Origin of the sequence: Pseudomonas macauensis (genome assembly GCF_047902425.1) — a bacterium.
GTDB lineage: Bacteria > Pseudomonadota > Gammaproteobacteria > Pseudomonadales > Pseudomonadaceae > Pseudomonas.
On record NZ_CP138377.1, the window covers coordinates 4,300,722 to 4,324,345 of the forward strand.

The 23,624-nt window shown below is 67.7% G+C and carries 19 protein-coding genes; 12 read left to right on the top strand and 7 right to left on the bottom strand.

Annotated elements, in window-relative coordinates; genetic code table 11:
* Positions 1-129: 129 nt before the first annotated feature.
* Complete coding sequence (locus SD196_RS19685; RefSeq protein ID WP_416310587.1) at positions 130-1,128, bottom strand: AraC family transcriptional regulator; 999 nt, start codon at positions 1,126-1,128, stop codon at positions 130-132.
* Positions 1,129-1,264: 136 nt separating this feature from the next.
* On the opposite strand from SD196_RS19685, the gene SD196_RS19690 reads away from it, so the two are divergent.
* Positions 1,265-1,582 carry an Mpo1-like protein gene (locus SD196_RS19690; RefSeq protein WP_275610851.1) on the top strand — a complete coding sequence of 106 codons (318 nt, stop codon included), beginning with the start codon at positions 1,265-1,267 and terminating at the stop codon, positions 1,580-1,582.
* A 12-nt stretch (positions 1,583-1,594) separates the two neighbouring features.
* Here SD196_RS19690 and SD196_RS19695 read toward each other — a convergent pair whose 3' ends face one another.
* Both SD196_RS19695 and SD196_RS19700 read right to left on the bottom strand, forming a co-directional pair.
* Positions 1,595-2,926 carry a glycosyltransferase family 39 protein gene (locus SD196_RS19695; RefSeq protein WP_416311759.1) on the bottom strand — a complete coding sequence of 444 codons (1,332 nt, stop codon included), beginning with the start codon at positions 2,924-2,926 and terminating at the stop codon, positions 1,595-1,597.
* A gap of 245 nt (positions 2,927-3,171) precedes the next feature.
* Positions 3,172-7,485 (bottom strand): DEAD/DEAH box helicase, encoded by a 4,314-nt coding sequence (locus SD196_RS19700; RefSeq protein WP_416310588.1) that lies wholly within the window; start codon positions 7,483-7,485, stop codon positions 3,172-3,174.
* A gap of 110 nt (positions 7,486-7,595) precedes the next feature.
* Here SD196_RS19700 and SD196_RS19705 point away from each other — a divergent pair, with 110 nt between their 5' ends.
* On the top strand, positions 7,596-7,970 hold the full coding sequence (locus SD196_RS19705; RefSeq protein WP_275610848.1) for a hypothetical protein: 375 nt from the start codon (positions 7,596-7,598) through the stop codon (positions 7,968-7,970).
* 848 nt (positions 7,971-8,818) lie between these two features.
* On the opposite strand, the gene SD196_RS19710 is transcribed toward SD196_RS19705, so the two are convergent.
* Positions 8,819-10,381 (bottom strand): sigma-54-dependent transcriptional regulator, encoded by a 1,563-nt coding sequence (locus tag SD196_RS19710; RefSeq protein WP_275610847.1) that lies wholly within the window; start codon positions 10,379-10,381, stop codon positions 8,819-8,821.
* Between the two features lie 260 nt (positions 10,382-10,641).
* Here SD196_RS19710 and phhA point away from each other — a divergent pair, with 260 nt between their 5' ends.
* The 3 genes from phhA (at position 10,642) to SD196_RS19725 (ending at position 13,091) form a co-directional block, all read left to right on the top strand.
* On the top strand, positions 10,642-11,430 hold the full coding sequence (gene phhA / locus SD196_RS19715) for a phenylalanine 4-monooxygenase (RefSeq protein ID WP_343572584.1): 789 nt from the start codon (positions 10,642-10,644) through the stop codon (positions 11,428-11,430).
* A gap of 111 nt (positions 11,431-11,541) precedes the next feature.
* Positions 11,542-11,898 (top strand): 4a-hydroxytetrahydrobiopterin dehydratase, encoded by a 357-nt coding sequence (locus SD196_RS19720; protein ID WP_207885288.1) that lies wholly within the window; start codon positions 11,542-11,544, stop codon positions 11,896-11,898.
* Positions 11,895-13,091, top strand: a complete 1,197-nt coding sequence (locus tag SD196_RS19725; RefSeq protein WP_343572583.1) for an amino acid aminotransferase — start codon at positions 11,895-11,897, stop codon at positions 13,089-13,091. The genes SD196_RS19720 and SD196_RS19725 overlap by 4 nt, the downstream gene beginning before the upstream one ends.
* A gap of 288 nt (positions 13,092-13,379) precedes the next feature.
* On the opposite strand, the gene SD196_RS19730 is transcribed toward SD196_RS19725, so the two are convergent.
* Positions 13,380-14,414, bottom strand: coding sequence for an AraC family transcriptional regulator (locus SD196_RS19730; protein ID WP_343572582.1), 1,035 nt, complete (start codon positions 14,412-14,414; stop codon positions 13,380-13,382).
* Between the two features lie 135 nt (positions 14,415-14,549).
* On the opposite strand from SD196_RS19730, the gene SD196_RS19735 reads away from it, so the two are divergent.
* Positions 14,550-15,443: a TauD/TfdA family dioxygenase gene (locus SD196_RS19735; RefSeq protein WP_343572581.1), complete on the top strand. Its 894-nt coding sequence runs from the start codon at positions 14,550-14,552 to the stop codon at positions 15,441-15,443.
* A gap of 11 nt (positions 15,444-15,454) precedes the next feature.
* On the top strand, positions 15,455-16,237 hold the full coding sequence (locus SD196_RS19740) for a 2-keto-4-pentenoate hydratase (protein WP_343572580.1): 783 nt from the start codon (positions 15,455-15,457) through the stop codon (positions 16,235-16,237).
* A 128-nt stretch (positions 16,238-16,365) separates the two neighbouring features.
* On the opposite strand, the gene SD196_RS19745 is transcribed toward SD196_RS19740, so the two are convergent.
* A complete protein-coding gene (locus SD196_RS19745; RefSeq protein ID WP_343572579.1) occupies positions 16,366-17,601 on the bottom strand; it encodes an NADH:flavin oxidoreductase/NADH oxidase family protein in 1,236 nt (411 codons plus the stop codon).
* Positions 17,602-17,680: 79 nt separating this feature from the next.
* Between SD196_RS19745 and SD196_RS19750 the strand changes: the two genes are divergently transcribed.
* On the top strand, positions 17,681-18,100 hold the full coding sequence (locus SD196_RS19750) for a MerR family transcriptional regulator (protein ID WP_275610840.1): 420 nt from the start codon (positions 17,681-17,683) through the stop codon (positions 18,098-18,100).
* Positions 18,101-18,230: 130 nt separating this feature from the next.
* On the opposite strand, the gene glcC is transcribed toward SD196_RS19750, so the two are convergent.
* Positions 18,231-19,001 (bottom strand): transcriptional regulator GlcC, encoded by a 771-nt coding sequence (gene glcC, locus SD196_RS19755; RefSeq protein ID WP_275610839.1) that lies wholly within the window; start codon positions 18,999-19,001, stop codon positions 18,231-18,233.
* 237 nt (positions 19,002-19,238) lie between these two features.
* On the opposite strand from glcC, the gene glcD reads away from it, so the two are divergent.
* From glcD to SD196_RS19775, 4 genes are read left to right on the top strand one after another with little or no spacing between them, the layout of a single operon-like run.
* Positions 19,239-20,738 (top strand): glycolate oxidase subunit GlcD, encoded by a 1,500-nt coding sequence (glcD, locus tag SD196_RS19760; RefSeq protein ID WP_343572578.1) that lies wholly within the window; start codon positions 19,239-19,241, stop codon positions 20,736-20,738.
* Complete coding sequence (gene glcE, locus SD196_RS19765) at positions 20,738-21,778, top strand: glycolate oxidase subunit GlcE (protein ID WP_343572577.1); 1,041 nt, start codon at positions 20,738-20,740, stop codon at positions 21,776-21,778. The genes glcD and glcE overlap by 1 nt, the downstream gene beginning before the upstream one ends.
* Positions 21,778-23,052 (top strand): glycolate oxidase subunit GlcF, encoded by a 1,275-nt coding sequence (glcF, locus tag SD196_RS19770; RefSeq protein WP_343572576.1) that lies wholly within the window; start codon positions 21,778-21,780, stop codon positions 23,050-23,052. The genes glcE and glcF overlap by 1 nt, the downstream gene beginning before the upstream one ends.
* Entirely contained in the window at positions 23,031-23,429 is a 399-nt protein-coding gene (locus SD196_RS19775) for a heme-binding protein (protein WP_275610836.1), read from the top strand. Before glcF ends, SD196_RS19775 begins: the two co-directional genes overlap by 22 nt.
* The last annotated feature ends 195 nt before the right edge of the window (positions 23,430-23,624 follow it).

Here is a 23,624-nt window from a genome sequence, read left to right on the forward strand (position 1 = left end):
CCGTCTACGCTAGCCCGCTGCGGCAGGCTTCTGTAGGAGCGAGCTTACTCGCGAACGGCTGGGCACCGGCGTCAAGCTGTTCGCGAGCAAGCTCGCTCCTACAAAGAGCCACCGGAGCGTTGCGCCCGCTTACAACCCTTCCCGATACTCCCCCGGCGTCATCCCGAACCAGCGGCGGAACGCCCGGAAGAAATTGCTCGGCTCGGAAAACCCCAGCAGGTAGGCGATCTCCAGTAGCGTCATGCGCGGCGTGGCCAGGTACTGCTGGGCCAGTTCGCGGCGGGTGTCGTCGAGCAGTTGCTGGTAGCTGGTGCCCTCCTCCTGCAAGCGCCGCTGCAAGGTGCGCTCGGACAGGTGCAGTGCCTGCGCCACACTCTCGCGCTTGGGCTCGCCCTGGGGCAGCAGGCGGCACAGCACCTGGCGGGTCTGGTGACTGAAGCGGCTGCTGACGAAACGCGCCAGGTACTCCCCGGCGAAGCGATCGTGAAGGCGCGCCAGTTCCTCGTTGGCGGTGGGCAGCGGCGCGCCCATGTCCTCGTGGGAGAACAGCATGGCGCAGTGCGTCTGGCCGAAAACCAGCGGCGCCTGGAACAGCTCACGGTAGGGCGCAGCATCCCGCGGCGGCTCGCCGGCCAAGTGGACTTCCAGGGGGTTGATCGGGCGTCCGGTGATCCAGCGCAGCATGCTGATCAGGCTGGCCAGCGAGCACTCGGCGCTCTGCCGCGGCACCGGCAGGCGGTCGCCATGCACGGCGATGCTGTACAGGCAGCCCTCGGGCAGGCGGCGGAAGGTCAGGTCGGCGCCCTCGGCAATGATCCGCTGGTAGCGCTCCAGGCGCTCGAAGCCCTCGCCCAGGTTGCGGCTGGACATCAGCGCATAGCCCACCACCGGAAAGGCCGGCGTATGCACACGGGCGATGTTCAGGCCGATGGCCGGGTTGCCGGACAGATCCACCGCGCGGTTCCACAGGCGGCTCATGGCGTCCTGCGGGTAGCGCGCGTCGGGGTTGTCGAGGGCGGCGTAATCCAGCCCCAGCTCGACGAACAATGCACGGCTGTCCAGGCCTTCCAGCTCCAGCGACTGCACGATCCCCCGCACCCAGCTCGACAGGGTTGTACGCTCAGGCATGCTCGATTCTTCTAGTTATGCTGATGACTCGCGCCAGCGGCGCGGCGTAGCGGGATACTAAACTGGCCCCCTATGTCATCCGCAAGTCCGCCGGCCCGCGCCTACACTGGGCCACCACAACAACAGGAGGTGCGCCATGAGCACCCGGACCGCCGATCGATTCCAGAGCTTTGCCGAGTTCTACCCCTACTACCTGCAGGAACACAGCAACCCGACCTGCCGCCGCCTGCACTACGTGGGCAGCCTGCTGGTGCTGTCGCTGCTCGCCTACGCTATCGTCAGCGGGCAGTGGCTGTGGCTGCTGGCCTTGCCGTTTGCCGGCTACGGCTTCGCCTGGGTCGGGCATTTCGTGTTCGAGAAGAACCGTCCGGCCACCTTCAAGTACCCGCTGTGGTCCTTCATGGGCGACTGGGTGATGCTCAAGGATGCTTTCACCGGGCGCATCCGCTTCTGATCCGATAAGCCCTCAGCGCGCGGCGTTGCGCTGTCCCGCGCGCTCGAACAGCATCGCCTGCACTTCCCCGCCGGCATGCTGCGCCACCCGTCGCCAGTTGGCCGGAACATCGGGAATCTCGTTGTCGTTGTAGCGGCTCATCACCAGCCAGACGCGGCCCTCGTCCTGCGGCAGATCGGCCAGGCGATCGACGAAGGAATGCCGCCGGTCGTCGATCAGCGAGCCGAAGCCGTAGAGGGTCGGCCGCCCGGACGAGCCATCCTCCGCCGGCGCGGTATACAGCAGCGGCTGGCTGCCGGTGTGGTTGTAGTAACGGAAGGCCAGGTACCAGAGGATGTCGTCCACTACGATGCGATCGCCGCCGCGATAGTGCGCGTTGACGTAGGCGGCCATGCCGTCGAACTGTTCGTCCGGGTCGGCCTCGTAGAGACGCCCGAGGCCCATGCACTCCAGGCCCAGCAGGGTCACCAGCAGCACCGCGCCCAAGGCTCGGCGCGATGCCAGCAGGCGATCCAGCCCCAGCGCCAGGAGCAGCGGCAGGCCGAGGGCGAAGGCCGTCAGGTAGCGCTCGACGAACACCGACGAAACGAACGACACGCCATACAGGATCAGCAGCGGTACGCCGCAGTAGAGCGCCGCCAGCACCTCGACGCGCAGGCGGCTGCGGTCCCGGCGCAGCACCAGCAACAGTACCGCCACCAGCAACACCGGCACGCCCAGCAGCAACGGCCAGGGCAGCTCGTTGCCATCCGACTGCGCCAGCCACTGCCAGAGCATGGAGGGCACCGACAGCGCGTCCACGGGCGGCTCCCAGCCCACGTCGCCGCCCGCCACCAGGTCGGCCATGTGCCGGGCCAGGTCGAGCATCCCCGGAAGCCAGGGCAGGAACAGCACGGCCACGGCCAGATTGGCCAACCACCAGTCGCGCCGCCGCAGCGGGCTGTCCGGCAGCGAAGCCAGCCAGAGCCAGTGCACCAGCAGCCCGAGCACGCTGAAGTAATGGGTGTAGAACGCCGCCGTCATCAGCAGCGCATACGCCACCAGGTGACGGCGGCGCCCCGTGTCCAACCAGTAGAGCAGCGCCAGGGTCGCCGCCAGCAGCCAGCACCCCAGCAGCGAATACATGCGTACCTCCTGGCTGTAGCGCACCGCCGTGGGCAGCAACGCCAGCAGCAAGGTGGCCAGGAAGGCCGCGCGGCGACTGGCGAGCCGCCAGGCCAGCCAGCCGCCGAGGAACACCGCCAGCGAGCCGAATACCGCGCTCAGCAGGCGCAGCGCCAACACGCCTTCACCCAGCACCTGCACCCACAGGTGCAACAGGAAGAAGTACAACGGCGGATGCACGTCATGGGCGGCGTGATGCCAGAGCGCCGAGGGCGAATAGAGGGCCAGGAGCAGGCTGGAGCTTTCATCGCCCCAGATCGCCGATTCGGTCAGTTCGTGCAGGCGCAGGACAGTGGCAAGCACCAGCAGCGGCAGAAACCACCCTTGGCGCAGCAAGGCGGACAGATTCGGCGGCTCGCGGGACGACATCGCAGTCTCATCGAAAAGAAGTGGGTGTCGCTGAGTGTAAGCCAGCCTTGGTCCTGTTACCGGCGGATCAGCAACTCCCGTGCCCGAGCCTGGTCTTCCGGCGCCAGCTCCGCCAGCAGCTCCACCTCGCCGGCGATCAGGGCACCCACTGGCACACCCTCGTGGTAGAGCACCCGGTTGCCGGCCAACGCCGGCACCTTGCGCCCCGGCAGCAGGGTACCGGAGAGGTTCAGCGGGTCCACCGCCGAAACCACCACACATTCTCCGCCAGCCTCGCGGCGACGCACCTCGCGCAGCAGGCCGACGGCCTCGGGCAGGGCGAACTGCTCGCCGGTGAGCCCGGCGACGAAGCGTCCGCCACGGATTTCCCCTCGCGCCTCCAGGCGGTGATAGACCCGCAGCAGGTCGCGCCACGGCGGCAGCCAGTCGGCCTCGCGGTCGAGCAGGCGCCAGCAGACCACACCGTAGCGGCGCAGCAGGGTCATGGCGACGTGTTCCAGGGTTTCCGCCGGCAACCGTGCGCCCGGATCCAGGGTGGTTCGGCGCAACAACGCCCAGCGTCCGGCGTCGGCCATGCCGAACAGCGGTGTGCGCGAGCGCCGTTGCGGGTGGCGCCGCGCCGCCGGCATCAGCAGCGCACGCAGGCCGGCGAAGCTGTCGGCATTCACCCGCCCGGCCGCCACCAGTTCACCCAGCACGGTTTCCAGCTCGGTACGCAGCAGGTGGCTGTCGCTGGCCAGGTCGTCGAAGAAGGACGCACCGTGCTCCCTGAGCACCTCCAGCACCTTGTTGGCCTTGGCCGACAGCTCGGCCTCCGGCAGCGCCGCGCTCAGCGAGCTCCACAGCGCCATCTGCGCGCGCGGCAGCAGGACGATGGGCGTGCTCTTGAGCGGCCCGCTACGGCCACGCGCCGAGCTGCGGCTGGGCAGGCGCGCCCAGACCAGCCGGCCGGCGCGGCACAGGTCGTCCAGCCAGTTGATGCCATAGTCGGCCACCCGCGCCGGCAGGATGTCGCTCTCCCAGGCGCCGGCGGCGGCCTGGAAGCCCTCCAGCTGGCTGAGCACGCCGGCCAGGGATTCCGCGCCACGCACCCGCGAGCCACTGGAAACCCGCTGCCAGTCGAACAGGAAGCGCATGAAGTCGGCGCGCGGCACCGGCTCGATCTCCCGGCGCAGGCGCTTGACCGTGTAGCGATGGATGCGCGCCAGCAGGTGACGCTCGCACCATTGCTCCTCGCTCACACCCGGCACGAAGCGTCCGCGCAGCACATAGCCCTCGCGCTCCAGGCTGGCCAGGGCGAAGCCTGCATCGCCAGCGGCAATGCCCAGGTCGTCGGCCAACTCGCGCAGCAGACGCGGACCGAAGCCGGTCAGGCGAGCGCGTACCAGTTCGACTTGCGCTTCATCTGCCGCGCACGTCTCGCGCAATGCCGGCGGCAGATCGAGCACAGGCGTCATGGCCACCTGCGGATGCAACGCCTGCCACTGGCTGAGCCGCTCCGCCGCCACCCAAACCTCTCCGACCGGCAAGGACAGACGCGTCGCCCTGCCCGCCGTGGCCAGCGCCTTGAGCAGCTGGGGCCAGCCCTCGTTGGCCTGCGCCTCGCTATCGCGGATGCCACCCAGGCCGGTCAGCGCCTCGTGCATCTCGTCGGCATCGCGGGCTTCCGGCCAGGCTTCGGCGCGCACCGCGGCGATGGCTTCCACATCCAGCGCACCGAGGTCGTCGGCGCTTTCCGGATCGGTCCAGCGGCGGCTCTGTACGGCCTGGGTCCGACGCTCCTCCAGCGGCGCGTCGTCGAGGAAGGCGTAGGGGCTGGCCGACAGCACTTCCGCCGCCAGCGGCGAAGGTGCCGGCAGGTCGCGCGCCAGCAAGGTCACCTCGCCGCGCTCCATGCGCCGCAGCAGGGCCAGCCAGCCTTCGCTGTCCATCGCCTCGTGCAGGCAGTCATCGAGGGTCTGCGCCACCAGCGGGTGATCGGGAATCTCGCGCTCGCCGACGATGTTCTCCAGGCAGGCCACCTGGTCGGGGAATACCGAGGCCAGCAGGTCCTCACTGCGCATGCGTTGCAACTGCGGGGCGACCTTGCGCCCGCCGCTGTAGCGCGGCAACGCCAGCGCCGTGGTGGCGTTCCAGCGCCAGCGCACGCCGAACAGCGGCGCATCGAGCAGCGCCTGGATCAGCACCTGTTCGGCGCTGTTGGAGTGCAGGTAGCGCCAGACTTCCTCCAGCGGGAAGCTGTGGCTGGTGGACAGCGAGAGGATAATGGCGTTTTCGGTGGCGGCAGCCTGCAACTCGAAATTGAAGGTGCGACAGAAGCGCTTGCGCAGCGCCAGGCCCCAGGCGCGATTGAGACGGCTGCCGAAGGGCGAATGGATCACCAGCTGCATGCCGCCGGATTCGTCGAAGAAGCGTTCGAGGATCAGCGTCTTCTGGGTCGGCAGCGCGCCGAGGGCGTGACGGGCACGGGCCAGGTATTCCACCAGTTGGCGTGCGGCGCCTTCGTCCAGCTCCAGCTCGCCTTGCAGCCAGCCGATGGCTCGGGCCAGGGGCTCGGCATCCTTCTCGCCCTGCGCGAGCAACTCGTCCAGCCGGGCGCGAAGGCGCGCGACGCTGAACGACAACTCATCGCTTCGGCCCGGCGCTTCGCCGAGCCAGAAGGGAATGTTCGGCGGCTGGCCCTGGGCATCCTCGACGCGCACCCGGCCCGGCTCGATGCGTAGGATGCGGTAGGAAATATTGCCCAGCTGGAACACGTCGCCAGCCAGGCTTTCCACCGCGAAGTCCTCGTTCACCGTGCCGACGGTCAGGCCCTGGGGCTCCAGCAGCACGGCGTAGTCGCCGGCATCGGGAATGGTGCCGCCGGAGGTCACCGCTGTCAGCTTGGCTCCTCGCCGCCCGCGCAGGCGCTGGTGCACGGCATCGCGATGCAGGTAGGCGCCGCGCTGGCCGATGCGGCTGGTATAGCCCTCGGCCAGGGTGCGCAGCACGGCGTCGAAATGCTCGCGGGTCAGTTCCGCGTAGGGCTGGGCAGCGGTGAACAGCTCGAACAGCGCGTCCTCGCCCCACTCACGGCAGGCCACTTCGGCGACAATCTGCTGCGCCAGCACGTCCAGCGGCGCGCGCGGAATCGTCAGCGCGTCCAGCTCATCGCGGCGCACGCTGTCGAGCAGCGCCACGCACTCGATCAGATCGTCCCGCGAGGCCGGGAACAGCCGTCCCTTGGGCGTGCCGCCAACGCTGTGCCCGGAGCGCCCAACGCGTTGCAGGAAGGCGGCGATGGAACGCGGCGAACCGAGCTGGCAGACCAGTTCGACGTCACCGATATCGATGCCCAGCTCCAGCGAGGCGGTCGCCACCAGCACCCGCAGCTGGCCGGCCTTGAGCCGCCGCTCGGCGCCCAGGCGCAACTCCTTGGACAGGCTGCCGTGGTGCGCCGCGACCCAACCGGCGCCGATGCGCTCGGCCAGGTGCCGGGTGACCCTCTCGGCCTGGCGCCGGGTGTTGACGAACACCAGGGTGGTGCGGTGTTCCGTGGCCAGTTCGGCGAGCCGGTCGTAGACCTTGTCCCAGACGTCATGGGACATCACAGCCTCCAGCGGCGCCGACGGGACTTCCAGGTTCAGGTCGCGCTGGCGGCTGTAACCGATGTCGATGATCCGACAGGCCGCCCGTCGCCCCACCAGGAACGCCGCCACCGCCGAGAGGGGTTTCTGCGTGGCGGACAGGCCGATGCGCACCAGCGGCGCCTCGCACAGCGCCTGCAGACGCTCCAGCGACAGCGCCAGATGGCTGCCACGCTTGCTCGCCGCCAGCGCGTGGATTTCGTCGACGATCACGCTGCGCGCCCCGGCCAGCATGGCGCGGCCGGAGTCGGAGCCGAGCAGCACGTAGAGCGATTCCGGGGTGGTCACCAGGATGTGCGGCACCTGCCGGCGCATCGCCTCGCGCTCGCTGGAGGTGGTGTCGCCGGTACGCACGGCGGTGCGGATGTCCACTTCCGGCAGCCCCATCTCGCCCAGCACGGCGCGGATGCCGGCCAGCGGTTCCTCGAGGTTGATGCGGATGTCGTTGGACAGCGCCTTGAGCGGCGAGACGTAGACCACCGTGGTGCGGTCCGGCAGCGCGCCACCGTTGGCCAGCCCCTCGCGCACCAGCGCATCGATGGCGGCGAGGAAGGCGGTGAGCGTCTTGCCCGAACCGGTGGGCGCGGCCACCAGGGTCGAATCGCCAGCCCGGATCGCCGGCCACGCCAGGACCTGCGCCTGGGTCGGCGCGGCGAAGTGGGCGCGGAACCAGGCGGCCACCGCCGGGTGGAAGGCGGCCAGCGCGTCGTCCCGGCTGCGCGAGGAAAGCGAGGTGGAAGTCATGACCTCAACTATGGTGGCGCGCGATGCCCGTCACAAGGACCGCCGATCGTGGCTCGCCGCCAATCGCGCTTCCCGCTACGCTGCGCAGAACGGCACTCGGACGGACTGACATGAGCGAAAAAGACCGCGACTGGTACTGGCAGCAGGTCAAGCAACAGAACCAGAAGCAAGCTGAGCAGGAAGCGAAATCTCGGCGCAATTGGCGCGTGTGGATCAAGCCGCTGCTCTGGCTGCTCATCCCGCTGCTGCTCATCGCCACGGGTACGGCCCTCTGGCGCGACCCGGCCAGCCAGCTCTGGCTGCAGCAGCGCTGGGTGCTGCTGCAAAGCCGCCTGGGCCTGGCGCCCACGGCGGAGACCGCCGCCCCTGCCCCTTCGCGCTACAGCGACAGCCCGCGCACGCTGGCCCAGTGCATCAAGCCTGGGAATGTGATCGACGATGAAGTGCGGGCGTGTGTGAAGGGGTATCGGCCGAAGACCTGGTGATTCACGACGGCATGGTTTTGTAGGAGCGGACTCCGTCCGCGATGCTCTTTGTAGGGGAAAGTAGCGCCTAAAGTGTTATCCGCCGTCTTGATCGGTGTTTCTGCGTCGCTTCGGTGTGTGTTGGGATATTTTGTTTCGCCCCCTCGGGCGAGTCACTTTCTCAAACGACAGAAAGTAACCAAAGGTCTCGTCCCGACATCCGGGTCTTCGCTTCGCGAAGACTTCCCTCCTTCCGGCATTGCTCCGAGGGTCGGCGTAGAAGGGCCATCCCTGGCCCTCTACACCTCTCGCGGCATCCATGCCGCTAGCCCCTCTGCGCAATACCTCCACTCGGCCTCCTGACGGGACTCTGCGCGCGCCTGCAACTGTGGCTGCTTCGTGCATAGACTGCTTTTCATCCTGCAACCTGAGTGCGGTGATGAGACTTCTCGGACAAGGTCCGCTCCTACGAAAGCATGCGCACCGCTCTGGCTCTGGATTTAAAGACTTCCAGAGAAATATCCGCGCGCACCGGAGCGCCCCTTCAGGAGGCCGAGCGGAATCGGAGTTTCAGGGGTTGAGCGGCATGGATGCCGCGAGAGCCGCGATGGGCCAGGGATGGCCCTTCGCGGCGTGCCCCTGAAACTTCGATGGAGTGAGGGGAGTCTCGCGAAGCGAGACCCGGATGATGGGGCAAGACCTTTTGGTTCCTTTTGTGTCGTTTGACAAAAGGGACTCGCCCGAGGGGGCGAAACAAAATCTCTCAGCGCACGCCGAAGCGGCGCTGGACATCCAAACAAGAAACAAGCATCGCGGACAAAGTCCGCACCTACGGGACTGGGTCCCCCCAACAGAGTCCCAGAAGCGCCCTACGGTTCGTCGCTCTGCCCCAACCCATGCTGCCGCAGCTTGTTGGCAATGGTCGTGTGCGACACCCCCAACCGCTTGCCCAACTGCCGGCTGCTCGGATGCTCACGATAGAGCCGCTCCAGCACCGCCTTCTCGAAGCGCCCGACGATGACGTCCAACCCGCCCTCCAGGGAGAAATCGCCCAACGGGTGTGGCGCACCATAATCCGGCAGGCGGATATGCTCGGGCTTGATGGTGCCGCCCTCGCACAACGAGACCGCCTGGAACAGCACGTTCTCCAGCTGCCGCACATTGCCCGGCCAGTGATAGCGGCCAAGGCGATCCAGCGCCTGCGGGGCGAGCCTGGGCAGTGGGCAGCCGATCTGCCGGCTGGCCTGGTCGAGGAAGTGCTCCACCAGCGGTTCCAGACCGTCGAGGCATTCGCGCAACGGCGGGATGTGCAGCGACAGCACGTTGAGGCGGTGGTAAAGGTCCTGGCGGAATTCGCCCTTGGTGCAGAGCTCGGACAGGTCGACCTGGGTGGCGCAGATCACCCGCACGTCGAGGTACACCTCCTCGTCGCTGCCTACGCGGCGGAAGCAACCGTCCTGCAGGAAGCGCAACAGCTTGGCCTGCAGACGCGGACTCATCTCCCCCACGCCATCGAGGAACAGCGTGCCCCCAGCGGTCAGTTCCAGCAGGCCGAGCTTGCCTTCCGGGCGCGCGCCTTCGAAGGCGCCGGGGCCGTAACCGAACAGCTCGGTCTCGGCCATGGATTCGGGCAGGCCGGCACAGTTCAGCGCCATGAACGGCGACTGCCCGCGCGGGCTGGCCAGGTGGCAGGCGCGAGCCAGCAGCTCCTTGCCGGTGCCGGTCTCGCCTTCGATCAGCAGCGGTGCGTCCAACGGCGCCATGCGGCGCGCCTCGCGCACCACGGCGGCCATCACCCGCGAGCTCTGGAAGATGCTGTCGAAGCCGCGCAGCTCCAGGCGCCGCACGTTGTAGATGCGCTCGCCGACGCGGTCGGCGCGGTGCAGCGTCAGCACGGCGCCGGCCAGCGCTTCGCTTTCGTCATGCTCGGACTGTAGCGGCGCAATGTCGGCCAGGAATACGTCGCCCTTTACCTTCACCCGCAGGCCATTGATGCGCGCCTTGTTGGCCCGCACCAGCTCCGGCAGGTCGAGGTCCTCCACGTAGCGCGACAGCGGAATGCCCGGCACCTCGTCGACGCGTACGCCCAACAACTGCGCGGCCGCCCGGTTGCCCGCCACGATCTGCCCGGCCATGTCGATCGACAGCACCGGGAAATCCAGCGCCGCCAGCAGCGCGTTCAGTTCCAGGTGACGACGCTCGCTGGGCATCAGGCCGACGCGCTTGACGCCGAATACGCCGGGCACCGCTTCGAGCTTGGGCTTGAGCGACTGGAACTGCAGGTTGATGAGGTTCGGGCAGAGCAGGTAGATGGCGTTGCCCTGCTCTCCGCCGACTTCGCCGCGGTTGACGTTGATGCCGTAGTCGACCAGCAGGTTGAGGATGTCGCGCAGGATGCCGACGCGGTTCTGGCAGTGCACTTTGATACGCATGGCGGGCCCGTGATTGTGGTTCTGATGGGCGTTCCGGCGTGGATTTTCACAAGGCAGCCGGAAATTTCCGTCAAGAATATGTGACACCTGGACGCACCTTCAAGCCGTGCTCGGGTGCTTTTACGCCGAAGCGTAATCATTTCTTTACGGAATCATCGGCTATCCGGGACACCAAGGCTCTATCCGGGGGCTGTGCGCCGACATCGACCGCGCTATTTCTTGGTCCATCACAACAACAAGGCCTCGAAGCCGGAGGACCCATGAAGACAACGCAGTACGTGGCCCGCCAACCTGACGAACACGGTTTCATCCATTACCCCGAAGCCGAACACCAGGTCTGGAACACCCTGATCACCCGCCAACTGAAAGTGATCGAGGGCCGCGCTTGTCAGGAATACCTGGACGGCATCGAACAACTCGGCCTACCCCATGACCGCATCCCGCAACTGGGCGAAATCAACCGGGTGCTGCAATCCACCACCGGCTGGCGCGTGGCGCGGGTGCCGGCGCTGATTCCCTTCCAGACCTTCTTCGAACTGCTGGCCAGCCAGCAATTCCCGGTGGCCACCTTCATCCGCACCCCGGAAGAACTGGACTACCTGCAGGAACCGGACATCTTCCACGAGATCTTCGGCCACTGCCCGCTGCTGACCAACCCCTGGTTCGCCGAATTCACCCACACCTACGGCAAGCTCGGCCTGGCCGCCAGCAAGGAAGAGCGCGTGTACCTCGCCCGCCTGTACTGGATGACCATCGAATTCGGCCTGCTCGACACCTCCCAGGGCGTACGCATCTACGGCGGTGGCATCCTCTCCTCGCCGAAAGAGACCGTCTACAGCCTCTCCGACGAGCCCGAGCGCCAGGCGTTCGACCCGCTGGAATGCATGCGCACCCCGTACCGCATCGACATCCTGCAGCCGCTGTACTTCGTCCTGCCGGAGCTCAAGTGCCTGTTCGAACTGGCCCACCAGGACATCATGGCGCTGGTCCGCGAGGCCATGCACCTGGGCCTGCACGCGCCGAAATTTCCGCCCAAGCAAGCCGCCTGATCCGCTGCAAATACCCCCATCTGTGCCTAGGATGAGACGTGCCCGCGAGCCTAAGATGGTCCGCGAGCCCACTCCTATGCCCCCAACAAGGCCCCTATCTAGGAGAACCCCATGACCGCACTCACCCAAGCCCATTGCGAAGCCTGCCGCGCCGACGCCCCGAAGGTCTCCGACGAAGAACTGGCCGTCCTGATCAAGCAGATTCCGGACTGGAACATCGAAGTCCGCGACGGCCACATGGAGCTGGAACGCGTCTTCCTGTTCAAGAACTTCCGCCATGCCCTGGCCTTCACCAACGCCATCGGCGCCATCGCCGAGAAAGAAGGCCACCACCCCGACCTGCTGACCCAGTGGGGCAAGGTCACCGTCACCTGGTGGAGCCATGAGCTCAAGGGCTTGCACCGCAACGACTTCATCATGGCCGCCCGTACCGACGAGGTGGCGCAAACCGCCGAGGGCCGCAAATGAGTCATTTCGCCAAGGTCACCCGCGTGCCGGGCGACCCGATCCTGGGCCTGCTCGACGCCTACCGGGCCGACCCGAACCCGGCGCGGCTCGACCTTGGCGTGGGCGTCTACAAGGACGCCCAGGGCCTGACGCCGATCCCCCGCGCGGTGAAGATCGCCGAGCAGCGCCTGGTGGAAACCGAAACAACCAAGAGCTACGTCGGCGGCCACGGTGACGCGCTGTTCGCCGCCCGCCTGTGCGAGCTGGTGCTGGGCACCGACTCGCGCCTGCTGGCCACCCAGCGCGCCGACGCCACCCAGACCCCGGGCGGCACCGGCGCCCTGCGCCTGGCGGCGGACTTCATCGCCCGCTGCCTGCCGGGCAGGAGCATCTGGCTGAGCGACCCGACCTGGCCGATCCACGAAAGCCTGTTCGCCGCCGCCGGAGTGCGCGTGTCGCATTACCCCTACGTCGATGCCGACAACCGTCTCGACGTGGAAGCCATGCTCAGCGCCCTGGAGCGCGTGCCCCATGGCGACGTGGTGCTGCTGCACGCCTGCTGCCACAACCCCACCGGCTTCGACCTGGCCTACAACGACTGGCAACGCGTGCTGGACGTGGTGCGCCGTCGCGAGCTGTTGCCGTTGCTGGACTTCGCCTACCAGGGCCTGGGCGACGGTCTGGAGGAGGACGCCCGCGCGGTGCGGCTGTTCGCCGACAGCCTGTCGGAAATGCTGATCACCAGTTCCTGCTCGAAGAACTTCGGCCTCTACCGCGAGCGCACCGGCGCGCTGATCGTCTGCGCCGGCAGCGCCGCCAAGCTCACCGACGTGCGCAGCCAACTGGCGCTGATGGCCCGCAACCTCTGGTCCACCCCGCCCGCCCACGGCGCCGAAGTGGTTGCCACCATCCTCGGCGACACGGACCTCAAGGCCCTCTGGCTGGACGAACTGGACGGCATGCGTGCGCGCATCGCCGACCTGCGCCTGGGGCTGGTGGAGGCGCTGCGCCCGCACGGCCTGGCCGAGCGCTTCGCGCACGTCGCCATCCAGCGCGGCATGTTCTCCTACACCGGCCTGACGCCGGAACAGGTGCGCCGCCTGCGCGAAGAGCACAGCGTGTACATGGTCGGCAGCGGCCGCGCCAACATCGCCGGGCTCGACGCCGAACGCCTGGGCGACCTGGCGCTGGCCATTGCCAGCGTCTGTCGCTGATTTATCGTCTCTCCCTGGACCGGCCTTCGGGCCGGTCTTTTTTTGCCGCGCGGAAAGATTCGGGCGATGTCGATCCGGCCTCTGCGGTCGGCGGAGTTTGCAGACGACGGAACCGCAGGATGGGTTGAGACAGGGACCTATAACGTTCGACGTTATGTGCCGATTGACCTTGGCCGTGCCCCACTCGGGTTCGATCCGGGAATCATTGGCCACGCTCAACCACGAGGTTGGCGATGAGACAGGCGTAACGGCGTACAACCGCGAACGGTTGTACGCCCTACACCAAGCTCAACCTTGGAGTAGGGCAAGCGCCGTCTGACGCTTCCAGCGTCCCGGCGACTGCCCCGTCCAGCGCTGGAACGCGCGGGAGAAACTGGCCGCCTCGGCATACCCCAGGCACTGGGCGACTTCGTGCAGGTCCATACGCGACTCCTGCAGCAGGCGCTCCGCGAGCCGCTGCTTGATGCCATCGTTGAGCGCCTGCAGGCTCTGCCCCTCCTCCGCCAGGCGCCGCTGCAAGGTGCGTTCGGACAAGCCCAGCCGCCCGGCCACCTCGGCACCGCCCAACAGACTGGCGGACTCGCGCAGCAGCAGTTGCTGCACCTGGCGCGCAGTCGGTGTGGCGGCAAGGGTCAGCGCCAGTTCGCCGCATAGCTGCTCGCACAACTGCTCACCACTGTCGCGGGCGCTGATGTGCGCTTGCGGCAGCGGCGCGAGCAGATCCTGCATGGCGAACAGCATCGCGTTGCGTGGCGCGGCGAAGCGCGGAACCAGTCCGAACAGATCGCGGAACGGCGTGAGGTCCGTCGGCTCAACGCTCTTCAACTCGATGGCCAAGGGCTGTATCGAGCGCTGCAACAGCTCCCGCGACAATTGCAGGCACCCGGCGATGCCGCGCTCCACCACGAAGGGCCGTGCATCCTCGGGCAGCACCGTATCGCCGTAGACCAGCCAGACGCCACGTGCCTCGGGCTCGCTGCTCACCGGGCAGAGGGTCAGCGCCAGGCTCTGGAAGCGCCCGAAGGTCTCGAACGCCTCCTGCAGGGTGCGGCTGGCGAGCATGGTGAAGCCCAGGTGGCCCAGGGAAGTCAGGTGGTAGCGCTGCCCGGCGACCAGCCCCAGGCCGGGACGGCCGATGTGCTGCAGCACATTGCGGATCACCGCCAGCTCCTGCCAGGCCTGGATGCGTACCGCGCGCGACTGCAGATCCGCCAGCGCGATGGCGCTGCCCACCAGGCAGGCCTCCGGCGCCAGCCCACTGTCGCGGGCGGTATCGAGCAGGTAACGCACCCCGGTGATCTCACGGACCTGACGCCAATCCATCGCAGTCTCCCTGGTTGCACTCGCTGGTGGCTCTCGTTGGCGGAGAAAGTCAATTTTTGGCGCTGATCATCATGGAAGAAAGTGTGCGTGCTGACCATCCTTGAATGGCCGATAACACTCACAAGAGGCTTCCCCATGTTCGAGTTCTTCTACGCCTTGCCGAGCCAGAACCGAGCGGCCGAGTACCGCCATTTCAGCATCTTCCCCGCCACCGGAGCCATCGGCGCGGACGTCAGCGGCATCGATCTGCGGCAACTGGACGAGGACGGCTTCGCCGAGCTGCGCCAGGCCCTGCTGGCGCACAAGGTGCTGTTCATCCGCGGCCAGTCGCTCAGCGTGGAAGACCTCGAAGCCGTGACCCTGCACTTCGGCGAGTTCGGCCGGGAACCCTATGTGGTCGGCATGGACGACCATCCCCACGTGGTACGCGTGGTCAAGGAAGCCAACGAGAAGACGCCGGTGGTATTCGGCGGAGCCTGGCACACCGACTGGTCCTTCCAGGAGCGCCCGCCGGCCTTCACCCTGCTCTACGGCCACGACATCCCACCCTTTGGCGGCGACACCCTCTACGCCAATATGGCGCTGGCCTACGAATGGCTGTCGCCCAAGCTACGCGCGCAACTGGAAACCCTCGACGCCATCCACAGCCCGGAGCGCGCCTACGGCGCCGAGGCCAAGCACAACGACCTGATGGAAAACATGGCGGTGCGCTATGGCAGCCATGACGGCGAAGTGCGCTCCCATCCGCTGGTCACCCGCCATCCGGAAACCGGCAAGAAGATTCTCTTCGTCAATCCCGCCTACACCAGCGGCATCAAGGGCATGCGCCCCGCCGAGTCGCAGCCGCTGCTGGACTACCTGTTCGGCATCGCCACCCAGCCCGCCTTCACCTGCCGCATGCGCTGGACCCAGGGTACCCTGGCGATCTGGGACAACCGCAGCACCTGGCACTACCCGGTGTCGGACTACCACGGCATGCGCCGCGAGATGTACCGCACCACCGTAGTCGGCGACATTCCCTGCCGCTGAGGAGACGCGCCATGAGCACCGACAACCACCACGCCGCCGCCCGCGCCCTGGCCGACGCGCGGGCCAGCCGAACACCCATCGCCGCTCCTGCGGCCGCCTACGCCCTGGCCGGGCTGGACGACGCCTACCGCGTACAGGCACTGGGCATCGACCTGGCGCTGGCCGCCGGCCAACGCCTGGCGGGCGCCAAGGCCGGGCTGATCTCGCCGGTGATGCAGGCCGCGCTGAAGGTCGACGAGCCGGTCTACGGCCGGCTGCTCGCCGACCTGCGCTGCCAGAGCGACGCGCGTATCTCCCGCGAGCGCCTGCTGCAGCCGCGCATCGAAGCGGAAATCGCCCTGCTGGTCGGCCGTGACCTGCCCGAGGGAGAGCCGGACCTGGCCACCCTTCGTGCCTGCCTCGACGGCGCCGTCCCGGCCATCGAGATCAACGACACCGCCGTGGCCAATTGGCAGATCGGCCTGCTCGACTCCATCGCCGACAACCTCTGCGCGGGCCTCTACCTCACCGGCAACCAGCCGGTCGAGCTGGAGAAACTGCAAGGTGCGGCGCTGGCGGTGCAATTGCTGCGCAATGGCGCCCCGGCCTTCCCCCCCACCCAGACGAACATCGCCGCGGTGCTGGACATCGCCCTGTGGCTGGCTCGGCGCATGGCGCGCCTGGGGGCGCCACTGAAGGCCGGCGATGTCCTGCTGTGCGGCGCGCTGGCACCGATGTCGCAGGTCGCGCCGGGGGATGTGTTCGAGCTGGAGATCGAGGGACTGGGGCGGTTGGGTTGCAGCTTCGAGAACTGACGGTTCTCACCAGCACGCTTGCGGTCCTCCATTCCCAGCCTGCTCGCGAACCTCCCCGCGTCGCAGCTACCGGGGAATACAGTTCGCAAGCAAGGGCCAGACGTCCGCCGGCCCTGAAAAAAGCGAACTCACGCTCCCGACTGTCCGGCCATCCAGCGCCGGTACTGGCGGGTGCGTCGTTGCGTGCGCCACTGATCCAGCAGCAACGCGCGCAACGGCGAGGCTTGCGGGTCGGGACGGCGGCTGTCGCCCAGGCGGCGCAACTGCAGCTTCACCAGCGCCATGTAGGCCAGTGCCGCCAGCGGCTTGGAGCGCCAGCGGATCGGCTGCAGCTGCGGTTGTGCGTCGCGCCCGGCGCGCCAGTGTTCGACCAGCCCCGGCTCCAGCGCCAGCGCCGTGCCGATGCCGACCATGTCCAGGCCGCTGTCCAGCACCTGTTCGGCAACCGCCAGGCGGCGGATACCACCGGTGACCATCAGCGGCATCCGCGCGGTATCACGCATCTCGCGGGCGAACTCGAGGAAGTAGGCCTCGCGCGCCAGGGTGCGGCCATCGCGCGCTTCACCCTGCATCGCCGGGGCCTCGTAGCTGCCGCCGGAAAGCTCGACCAGGTCCACCGCCTCGTCGTTCAGCCACTCGATCACCTGGCGGGCGTCATGGGCATCGAAACCGCCGCGCTGGAAGTCCGCCGAATTGAGTTTCACCGCCACGCTGAACGAGGCCGATACCTTGCCCTGCACCGCGCGAACGATCTCCAGCAACAGCCGTGCGCGATTCTCCAGCGCACCGCCCCAGCGGTCTTTGCGACGATTGCTCAACGGCGAAAGGAACTGGCTGAGCAGATAGCCGTGGGCGGCGTGGATCTGCACGCCATTGAAGCCCGCGCGCTCGGCAAGCACCGCGGTGCGGACGAAACGTTCGATCACCTCGGCGATGTCCGCTTCGCTCATTTCCCGGGGCACGGCGAACATCTTGGAGAAACGCCCCATCTCCAGCGGCACCGCCGACGGCGCCCAGGCGCCCTGCCCCAGACTGGCCTGGACCTGGCGGCCAGGATGATTGATCTGCAACCAGAACTGCGCACCTTGCGAACGCCCGATGCGTGCCCACTGGCGGAAGCGCTCCAGTTGCCGTTCGTCCTCCAGCACCACGCCACCGGGACCGGTCATGGCGCGGCGGTCGACCATCACATTGCCGCTGATCAAGAGGCCGGCGCCACCCTCGGCCCAGGCCTGGTACAGGCGCATCAGCTCCGCCGAGGGCGACTGCTCGGCATCGGCGAGATTTTCCTCCATGGCGGCCTTGGCCACGCGGTTGGGAATTTCACTGCCGTTGGGCAGGCGCAGGGGCTGGAAAGGGGACATGGCGCGACTCCGTGGGTTGTGGTGCCGGCGAGGTTAAGTTTAAAGTTCACTTTAATGTCAAGCCCTTCCGGAGCCCTCCATGAAAATCGGTGAACTGGCCAGTCTCAGCGGGCTCGCCCCTTCGCGCATCCGCTTCTACGAAGCCAGCGGGCTGATCGCCCCGGCACGCCGCCTGGCCAACGGCTACCGCGAATACCCGGCGGAAACGCTGGACCTGCTGGAGATCATCCGCAGCGCCCAGCAGACCGGTTTCAGCCTGGAGGAAATCCGCAACCTGCTGCCCCACTCCACCCCCATCGAGAACGGCCACGGCGAACTGGTCGCTGGTCTGCGTCGCAAGGTCGCCGAGATCGAGGCAATGGAGCGGCAACTGCGGGAGAACCGTGAGCGACTGCTGGCGGTGATCGACGGTATCGAGAACAAGCCCGAAGGCTTGGGTTGCGCGGCGAATGCCGAACGGATGATCGCGGAGATGCGCGAACGCAAGGCGCGCCGCTGACGCGGAACCTCTAGGAGCGAGCTTGCTCGCGAACGGCATTACCAGGCCACTCCGGCGCGAAGCGGTTCGCGAGCAAGCTCGCTCCTACAAAAAGACTCCGCACCCTGCGGTTGCGTCTCACGCTCCCCAGTTATTTCCAGCCTTCCAGCCGCAAGGTCGCGCGCACCAGGCGCTGTTCCTCTTGCTCAATCTCCTGCAGGTTGTCCCTCACGCTGTGGATATGTTCGCGGGCGGCGCGTTGGGCCTGTTCGGGCTGACGTTCGCTGATGGCGCGGTACAGCCGCGCGTGCTGACGGTCGATCTGGCGCTTCTGCGGCGGCCGGTTGTAGAGGTTGTTCACCGAGGCGAACACGGTGCTGAGCATCAACTCGTTGAGCGACTGCAAGGTGTGCACCAGCACCGGGTTGTGCGAGGCCTCGCTGATCGCCTGATGGAAGGCATGATCGCGCCGCGCATGTTCGCGCGGGTCCAGCGGCTGCGGTTCGTCGTAGGCGGCGTGCATTTCCTCGAAGCGTCGGCCGATCAGTATCAGGTCGGCCTCGGTGGCGCGCAGCGCAGCCAGGCGCGCGGACTCCCCTTCCAATAGCGCGCGCACTTCGAGCAGGTCGTAGAGGGTGCGCGGCTGCGAGCGGAACAGGTGCATCAGCGGCGACATGTCGTCGACGCCGGTGAGGTCGGCGACGAACGAACCGCGCCCCTGCTCCGTATCGACGATGCCGCGTCCACGCAGTGCGCGTAGCCCTTCACGCAGCGCCGAGCGCGAGCAGCCGAGCTTCTCCACCAGACGCCGTTCCGAGGGCAATGCCTGGCCGACCTTGAGCACGCCGTCGACGATCAGCCGCTCGATCTTCTCCGCCACCTGGTCGGCGACGCGCTGCTTACCCTGTGCATGAGTCGTCATCGGTACGTACCTTGTCGTTACAAACTGGTCGGACCAGCAGGTATTCACCTGCCTCGCTGCCCAGAACCCTAGCTCTCAGTACCGCGGCTTTCCAATGGACGTTCGTGCAAGATCTGGTAGGACCAGTGCAGAAGGCGATGGACGCGGCCTGAGCGTCGGTCGCACTTTCACGGTGCCGTGGCTCCACGCGCCGCTCGCCGGGCGCGAACAACGACAAGACCAGAGCACCGTGAGCCGATGAACATCCTCTATGACGAGCGCGTCGATGGCGCGCTGCCTGCCGTCGACAAGTCCGCCCTGCTGGCCGAGCTGCGCGCCGCCGTGCCGGACCTGGAACTGCTGCACCAATCCGAAGACCTCAAACCCTACGAATGCGACGGCCTCTCCGCCTACCGCACGCTGCCGATGCTGGTAGCGCTGCCCGAGCGCATCGAACAGGTGCAGGCGCTGCTCAGGCTCTGCCACGCGCGCAAGGTGCCGGTGGTGGCGCGCGGCGCGGGCACAGGGCTTTCAGGCGGCGCGCTGCCGCTGGAGAAGGGTATCCTGCTGGTGATGGCGCGCTTCAATCGCATCCTCGAAGTGAACCCGCAGGGCCGCTTCGCCCGCGTGCAGCCGGGCGTGCGCAACCTGGCGATCTCCCAGGCCGCCGCGCCGCACGGCCTGTACTACGCGCCCGACCCGTCCTCGCAGATTGCCTGCTCCATCGGCGGCAACGTCGCGGAGAACGCCGGCGGCGTGCATTGCCTGAAGTACGGCCTGACCGTGCACAACCTGCTGAAGGTGGACATCCTCACCGTCGAAGGCGAGCACCTGTCCCTGGGCAGCGACGCCCTCGACAGCCCCGGCTTCGACCTGCTGGCACTGTTCACCGGCTCCGAAGGCATGCTCGGCATCGTCACCGAAGTCACCGTCAAACTACTGCCCCGCCCGCAGGTGGCGCGGGTACTGCTGGCCAGTTTCGACTCGGTGGAAAAGGCCGGCCGCGCGGTGGCCGACATCATCGCCGCCGGCATCATCCCCGGCGGGCTGGAGATGATGGACAACCTGTCGATCCGCGCCGCCGAGGACTTCATCCACGCCGGCTACCCGGTGGACGCGGCGGCCATCCTGCTGTGCGAGCTGGACGGCGTGGAAGCCGACGTGCAGGACGACTGCGAGCGCGTCGACGGCGTGCTGCGCGCGGCCGGCGCCACCGACGTGCGCCTGGCCTGCGACGAGGCCGAGCGCGTGCGCTTCTGGGCCGGGCGCAAGAATGCCTTCCCGGCGGTGGGGCGCATCTCCCCGGACTACTACTGCATGGACGGCACCATCCCGCGTCGCGAGCTGCCACGCGTGCTGCGCGGCATCGCCGAGCTGTCGGAAGAGTTCGGCCTGCGCGTGGCCAACGTGTTCCATGCCGGGGACGGCAACATGCATCCGCTGATCCTCTTCGACGCCAACCTGCCCGGCGAGCTGGAGCGCGCCGAGGCCATCGGCGGAAAAATCCTCGAACTCTGCGTGGCGGTGGGCGGCAGCATCACCGGCGAGCATGGTGTAGGGCGCGAGAAGATCAACCAGATGTGCGCGCAGTTCAACAGCGACGAGCTGACCCTGTTCCATGCGGTGAAGGCGGCGTTCGACCCCGATCGCCTGCTCAACCCCGGCAAGAACATCCCGACCCTGCACCGCTGCGCGGAATTCGGTGCCATGCACGTGCACCACGGCCAGCTGCCCTTCCCCGACCTGGAGCGCTTCTGATGCCCGATGCCAGCACCGACCTGCTCGCCCAGGTGAACCAGGCGATCAGGACACGCACACCGCTGCGCATTCGCGGCAACGACAGCAAGACCTTCCTCGGCCGCCCGGTGAACGGTGTGGAACTCGACACACGCATCCATAGCGGCATCGTCAGCTACGACCCCACCGAACTGGTGCTCACCGCCCGTGCCGGCACGCCGCTGGCGGAGATCGAAGCGGCGCTGGATGAAGCCGGGCAACTGCTGCCCTGCGAACCGCCGCACTTCAACGGTGCCACCTTCGGCGGCATGGTCGCCGCCGGGCTCTCCGGCCCGCGCCGGCCCTGGTCGGGCTCGGTGCGCGACTACGTGCTCGGCACGCGTGTGATCACCGGTCACGGCAAGCTGCTGCGCTTCGGCGGCGAGGTGATGAAGAACGTCGCCGGCTATGACCTGTCCCGTTTGCTCGCCGGCAGTTTCGGCTGTCTGGGCGTGATCACCGAGGTGTCGATGAAAGTGCTGCCCAAGCCCCGGATGTGCGCCAGCCTGCGTCTGGAGATGGATATTCATCAGGCGCTGGGAGAGCTCGCGGAGTGGGGCGCTCAGCCCATCCCGATCACCGCCGCCTGCCATGACGGCGAAGCGCTGCATCTGCGCCTGGAAGGCGGCGAGGGCTCGGTGTGCTCTGCCCGCCTGCGGCTGGGCGGCGAGGAGATCGACAGCGGCTACTGGCAGGACCTGCGCGAACAGCGCCTGGACTTCTTCGCCGGTCCCGGCACTCTCTGGCGGCTATCCTTGCCCAACGCCACGCCATCGTTTTCCCTGCCGGGCGAACAATTGATCGACTGGGGCGGAGCGCAGCGCTGGCTGAAGTCCGACGCGGACGCCGAACGGATCCGCCACGGCGTCGCCGAAGTCGGCGGCCACGCCATCCGCTGCGCGCCGGGCGACGACAGCTTCCACCCGCTGCCCGCCGCCCTGCTGCGCTACCACCAGAGCCTCAAGCAGCAGTTGGACCCGCAGGGCATCTTCAACCCTGGCCGAATGTACGCGGAGGTCTGATGCAAACCAACCTGAGCGAACAGGCCAGACTCCTGCCCCGCGCCGAGGAAGCCGAGAGCATCCTGCGCTCCTGCGTACACTGCGGCTTCTGCACCGCCACCTGCCCGACCTACCAGTTGCTGGGCGACGAACTGGACGGCCCGCGCGGGCGCATTTATCTGATCAAGCAGGTGCTCGAAGGCCATGAGCCCGGCGCCAGCACCCGCGAGCACCTGGACCGCTGCCTGAGCTGTCGCAACTGCGAAACCACCTGCCCCTCCGGCGTGGATTACCACAACCTGCTGGACATCGGCCGCGCGGTGGTCGAGGAGCAGGTGCCACGCACCTTCGGCGAGCGCGTGCTGCGTCGGAGCCTGCGCGCCGTGGTGCCGAATGCCGCGCTGTTCGGCGCCCTGGCGAAGGTCGGGCGAACCTTCTACCCGCTGTTGCCGGAGAGCCTGCAAAGCAAGCTGCCGCGCCACCCGCACCCGCCGCTGGAGCGTCCGAAACCGCGCCATGCACGGCGCATGCTGATGCTCGAAGGCTGCGTGCAGCCGGCACTCTCCCCCAACACCAATGCCGCCGCGGCGCGGGTGCTGGATCGCCTGGGTATCAGCGTGATCCCGGCGGCGGACGCCGGCTGCTGCGGCGCCGTGGACTATCACCTGAATGCCCAGGAGCAAGGTCTGGCGCGCGCACGCAGGAACATCGACGCCTGGTGGCCGTCCATCGAAGCCGGCGCCGAGGCCATCGTGCAGACGGCCAGCGGTTGCGGCGCCTTCGTCCGCGATTACGGCCATCTGCTGGAGCGCGATGCGCAGTACGCGGCCAAGGCCCGGCGGGTCAGCGAACTGTCCCGCGACCTGTCCGAAGTACTGCGCGCCGAGCCGCTGGAGGAGCTGAACGTGCACGGCGACCGCCGCCTGGCCTTCCATTGCCCCTGCACCCTGCAGCACGCGCTGAAGCTCGGCGGCGCAGTGGAGAGCGTGCTCACCCGCCTGGGCTTCAGTCTCACCGGCGTGCCGGACAGCCACCTGTGCTGCGGCTCCGCCGGCACCTATTCGCTGACCCAGCCGGAGCTGTCCAGACGCCTGCGCGACAACCGCCTGCAGGCGCTGGAGAGCGGCGGCCCGGAGGTCATCGTCACGGCCAACATCGGCTGCCAGACGCACCTGGGCGGCGCCGGCCGCACGCCGGTACGGCACTGGATCGAACTGGTGGAAGAAGCCCTGGCCGACGCACCGCAACCCCACAACCAAGGCGAGGTGGAAACATGCTCAACAAAGCCGTTCTGACCCAGCAGGAAGTTGGCCGCATCCTTGCCGCGGCGCGCGCCGAGGCGCAGCGCAACCACTGGACGGTATCCATCGCGGTGGTCGACGACGGCGGCCATCCGCTGGCGCTGGAGCGCCTCGACGGTTGCGCCCCGGCCAGTGCCTACATCGCCATCGAGAAGGCCCGCAGCGCGGCGCTGGGCCGACGCGAAACCAGGGACTACGAGGACATGGTCAACGGCGGACGCGTGGCTTTCGTCAGCGCACCGCTGCTCACCTCGCTCGAAGGCGGCGTACCGGTGGTGGTGGATGGACAGGTGATTGGCGCGGTGGGTGTTTCCGGGGTGAAGTCCGGCGAAGACGCACAGGTCGCCAGCGTCGGAGCGACGGCGCTTTGAAAGCGCTCACACAACGCTGCCGAGAGGTGGCCACAGACCGGGTGATGGTCGCCGCCGGCCACAAGCGAGCCGGCGGCGACACGCCCCAGTCCTTGCCGGAACTCGCTCTCGAAAGCCCCGCTACGCGCCGCGTTCCGGGGCTTTTTCAATGGCTAGCGCCAGGCTCTCGCGTCCATGCGCCACCTAACCATTCAC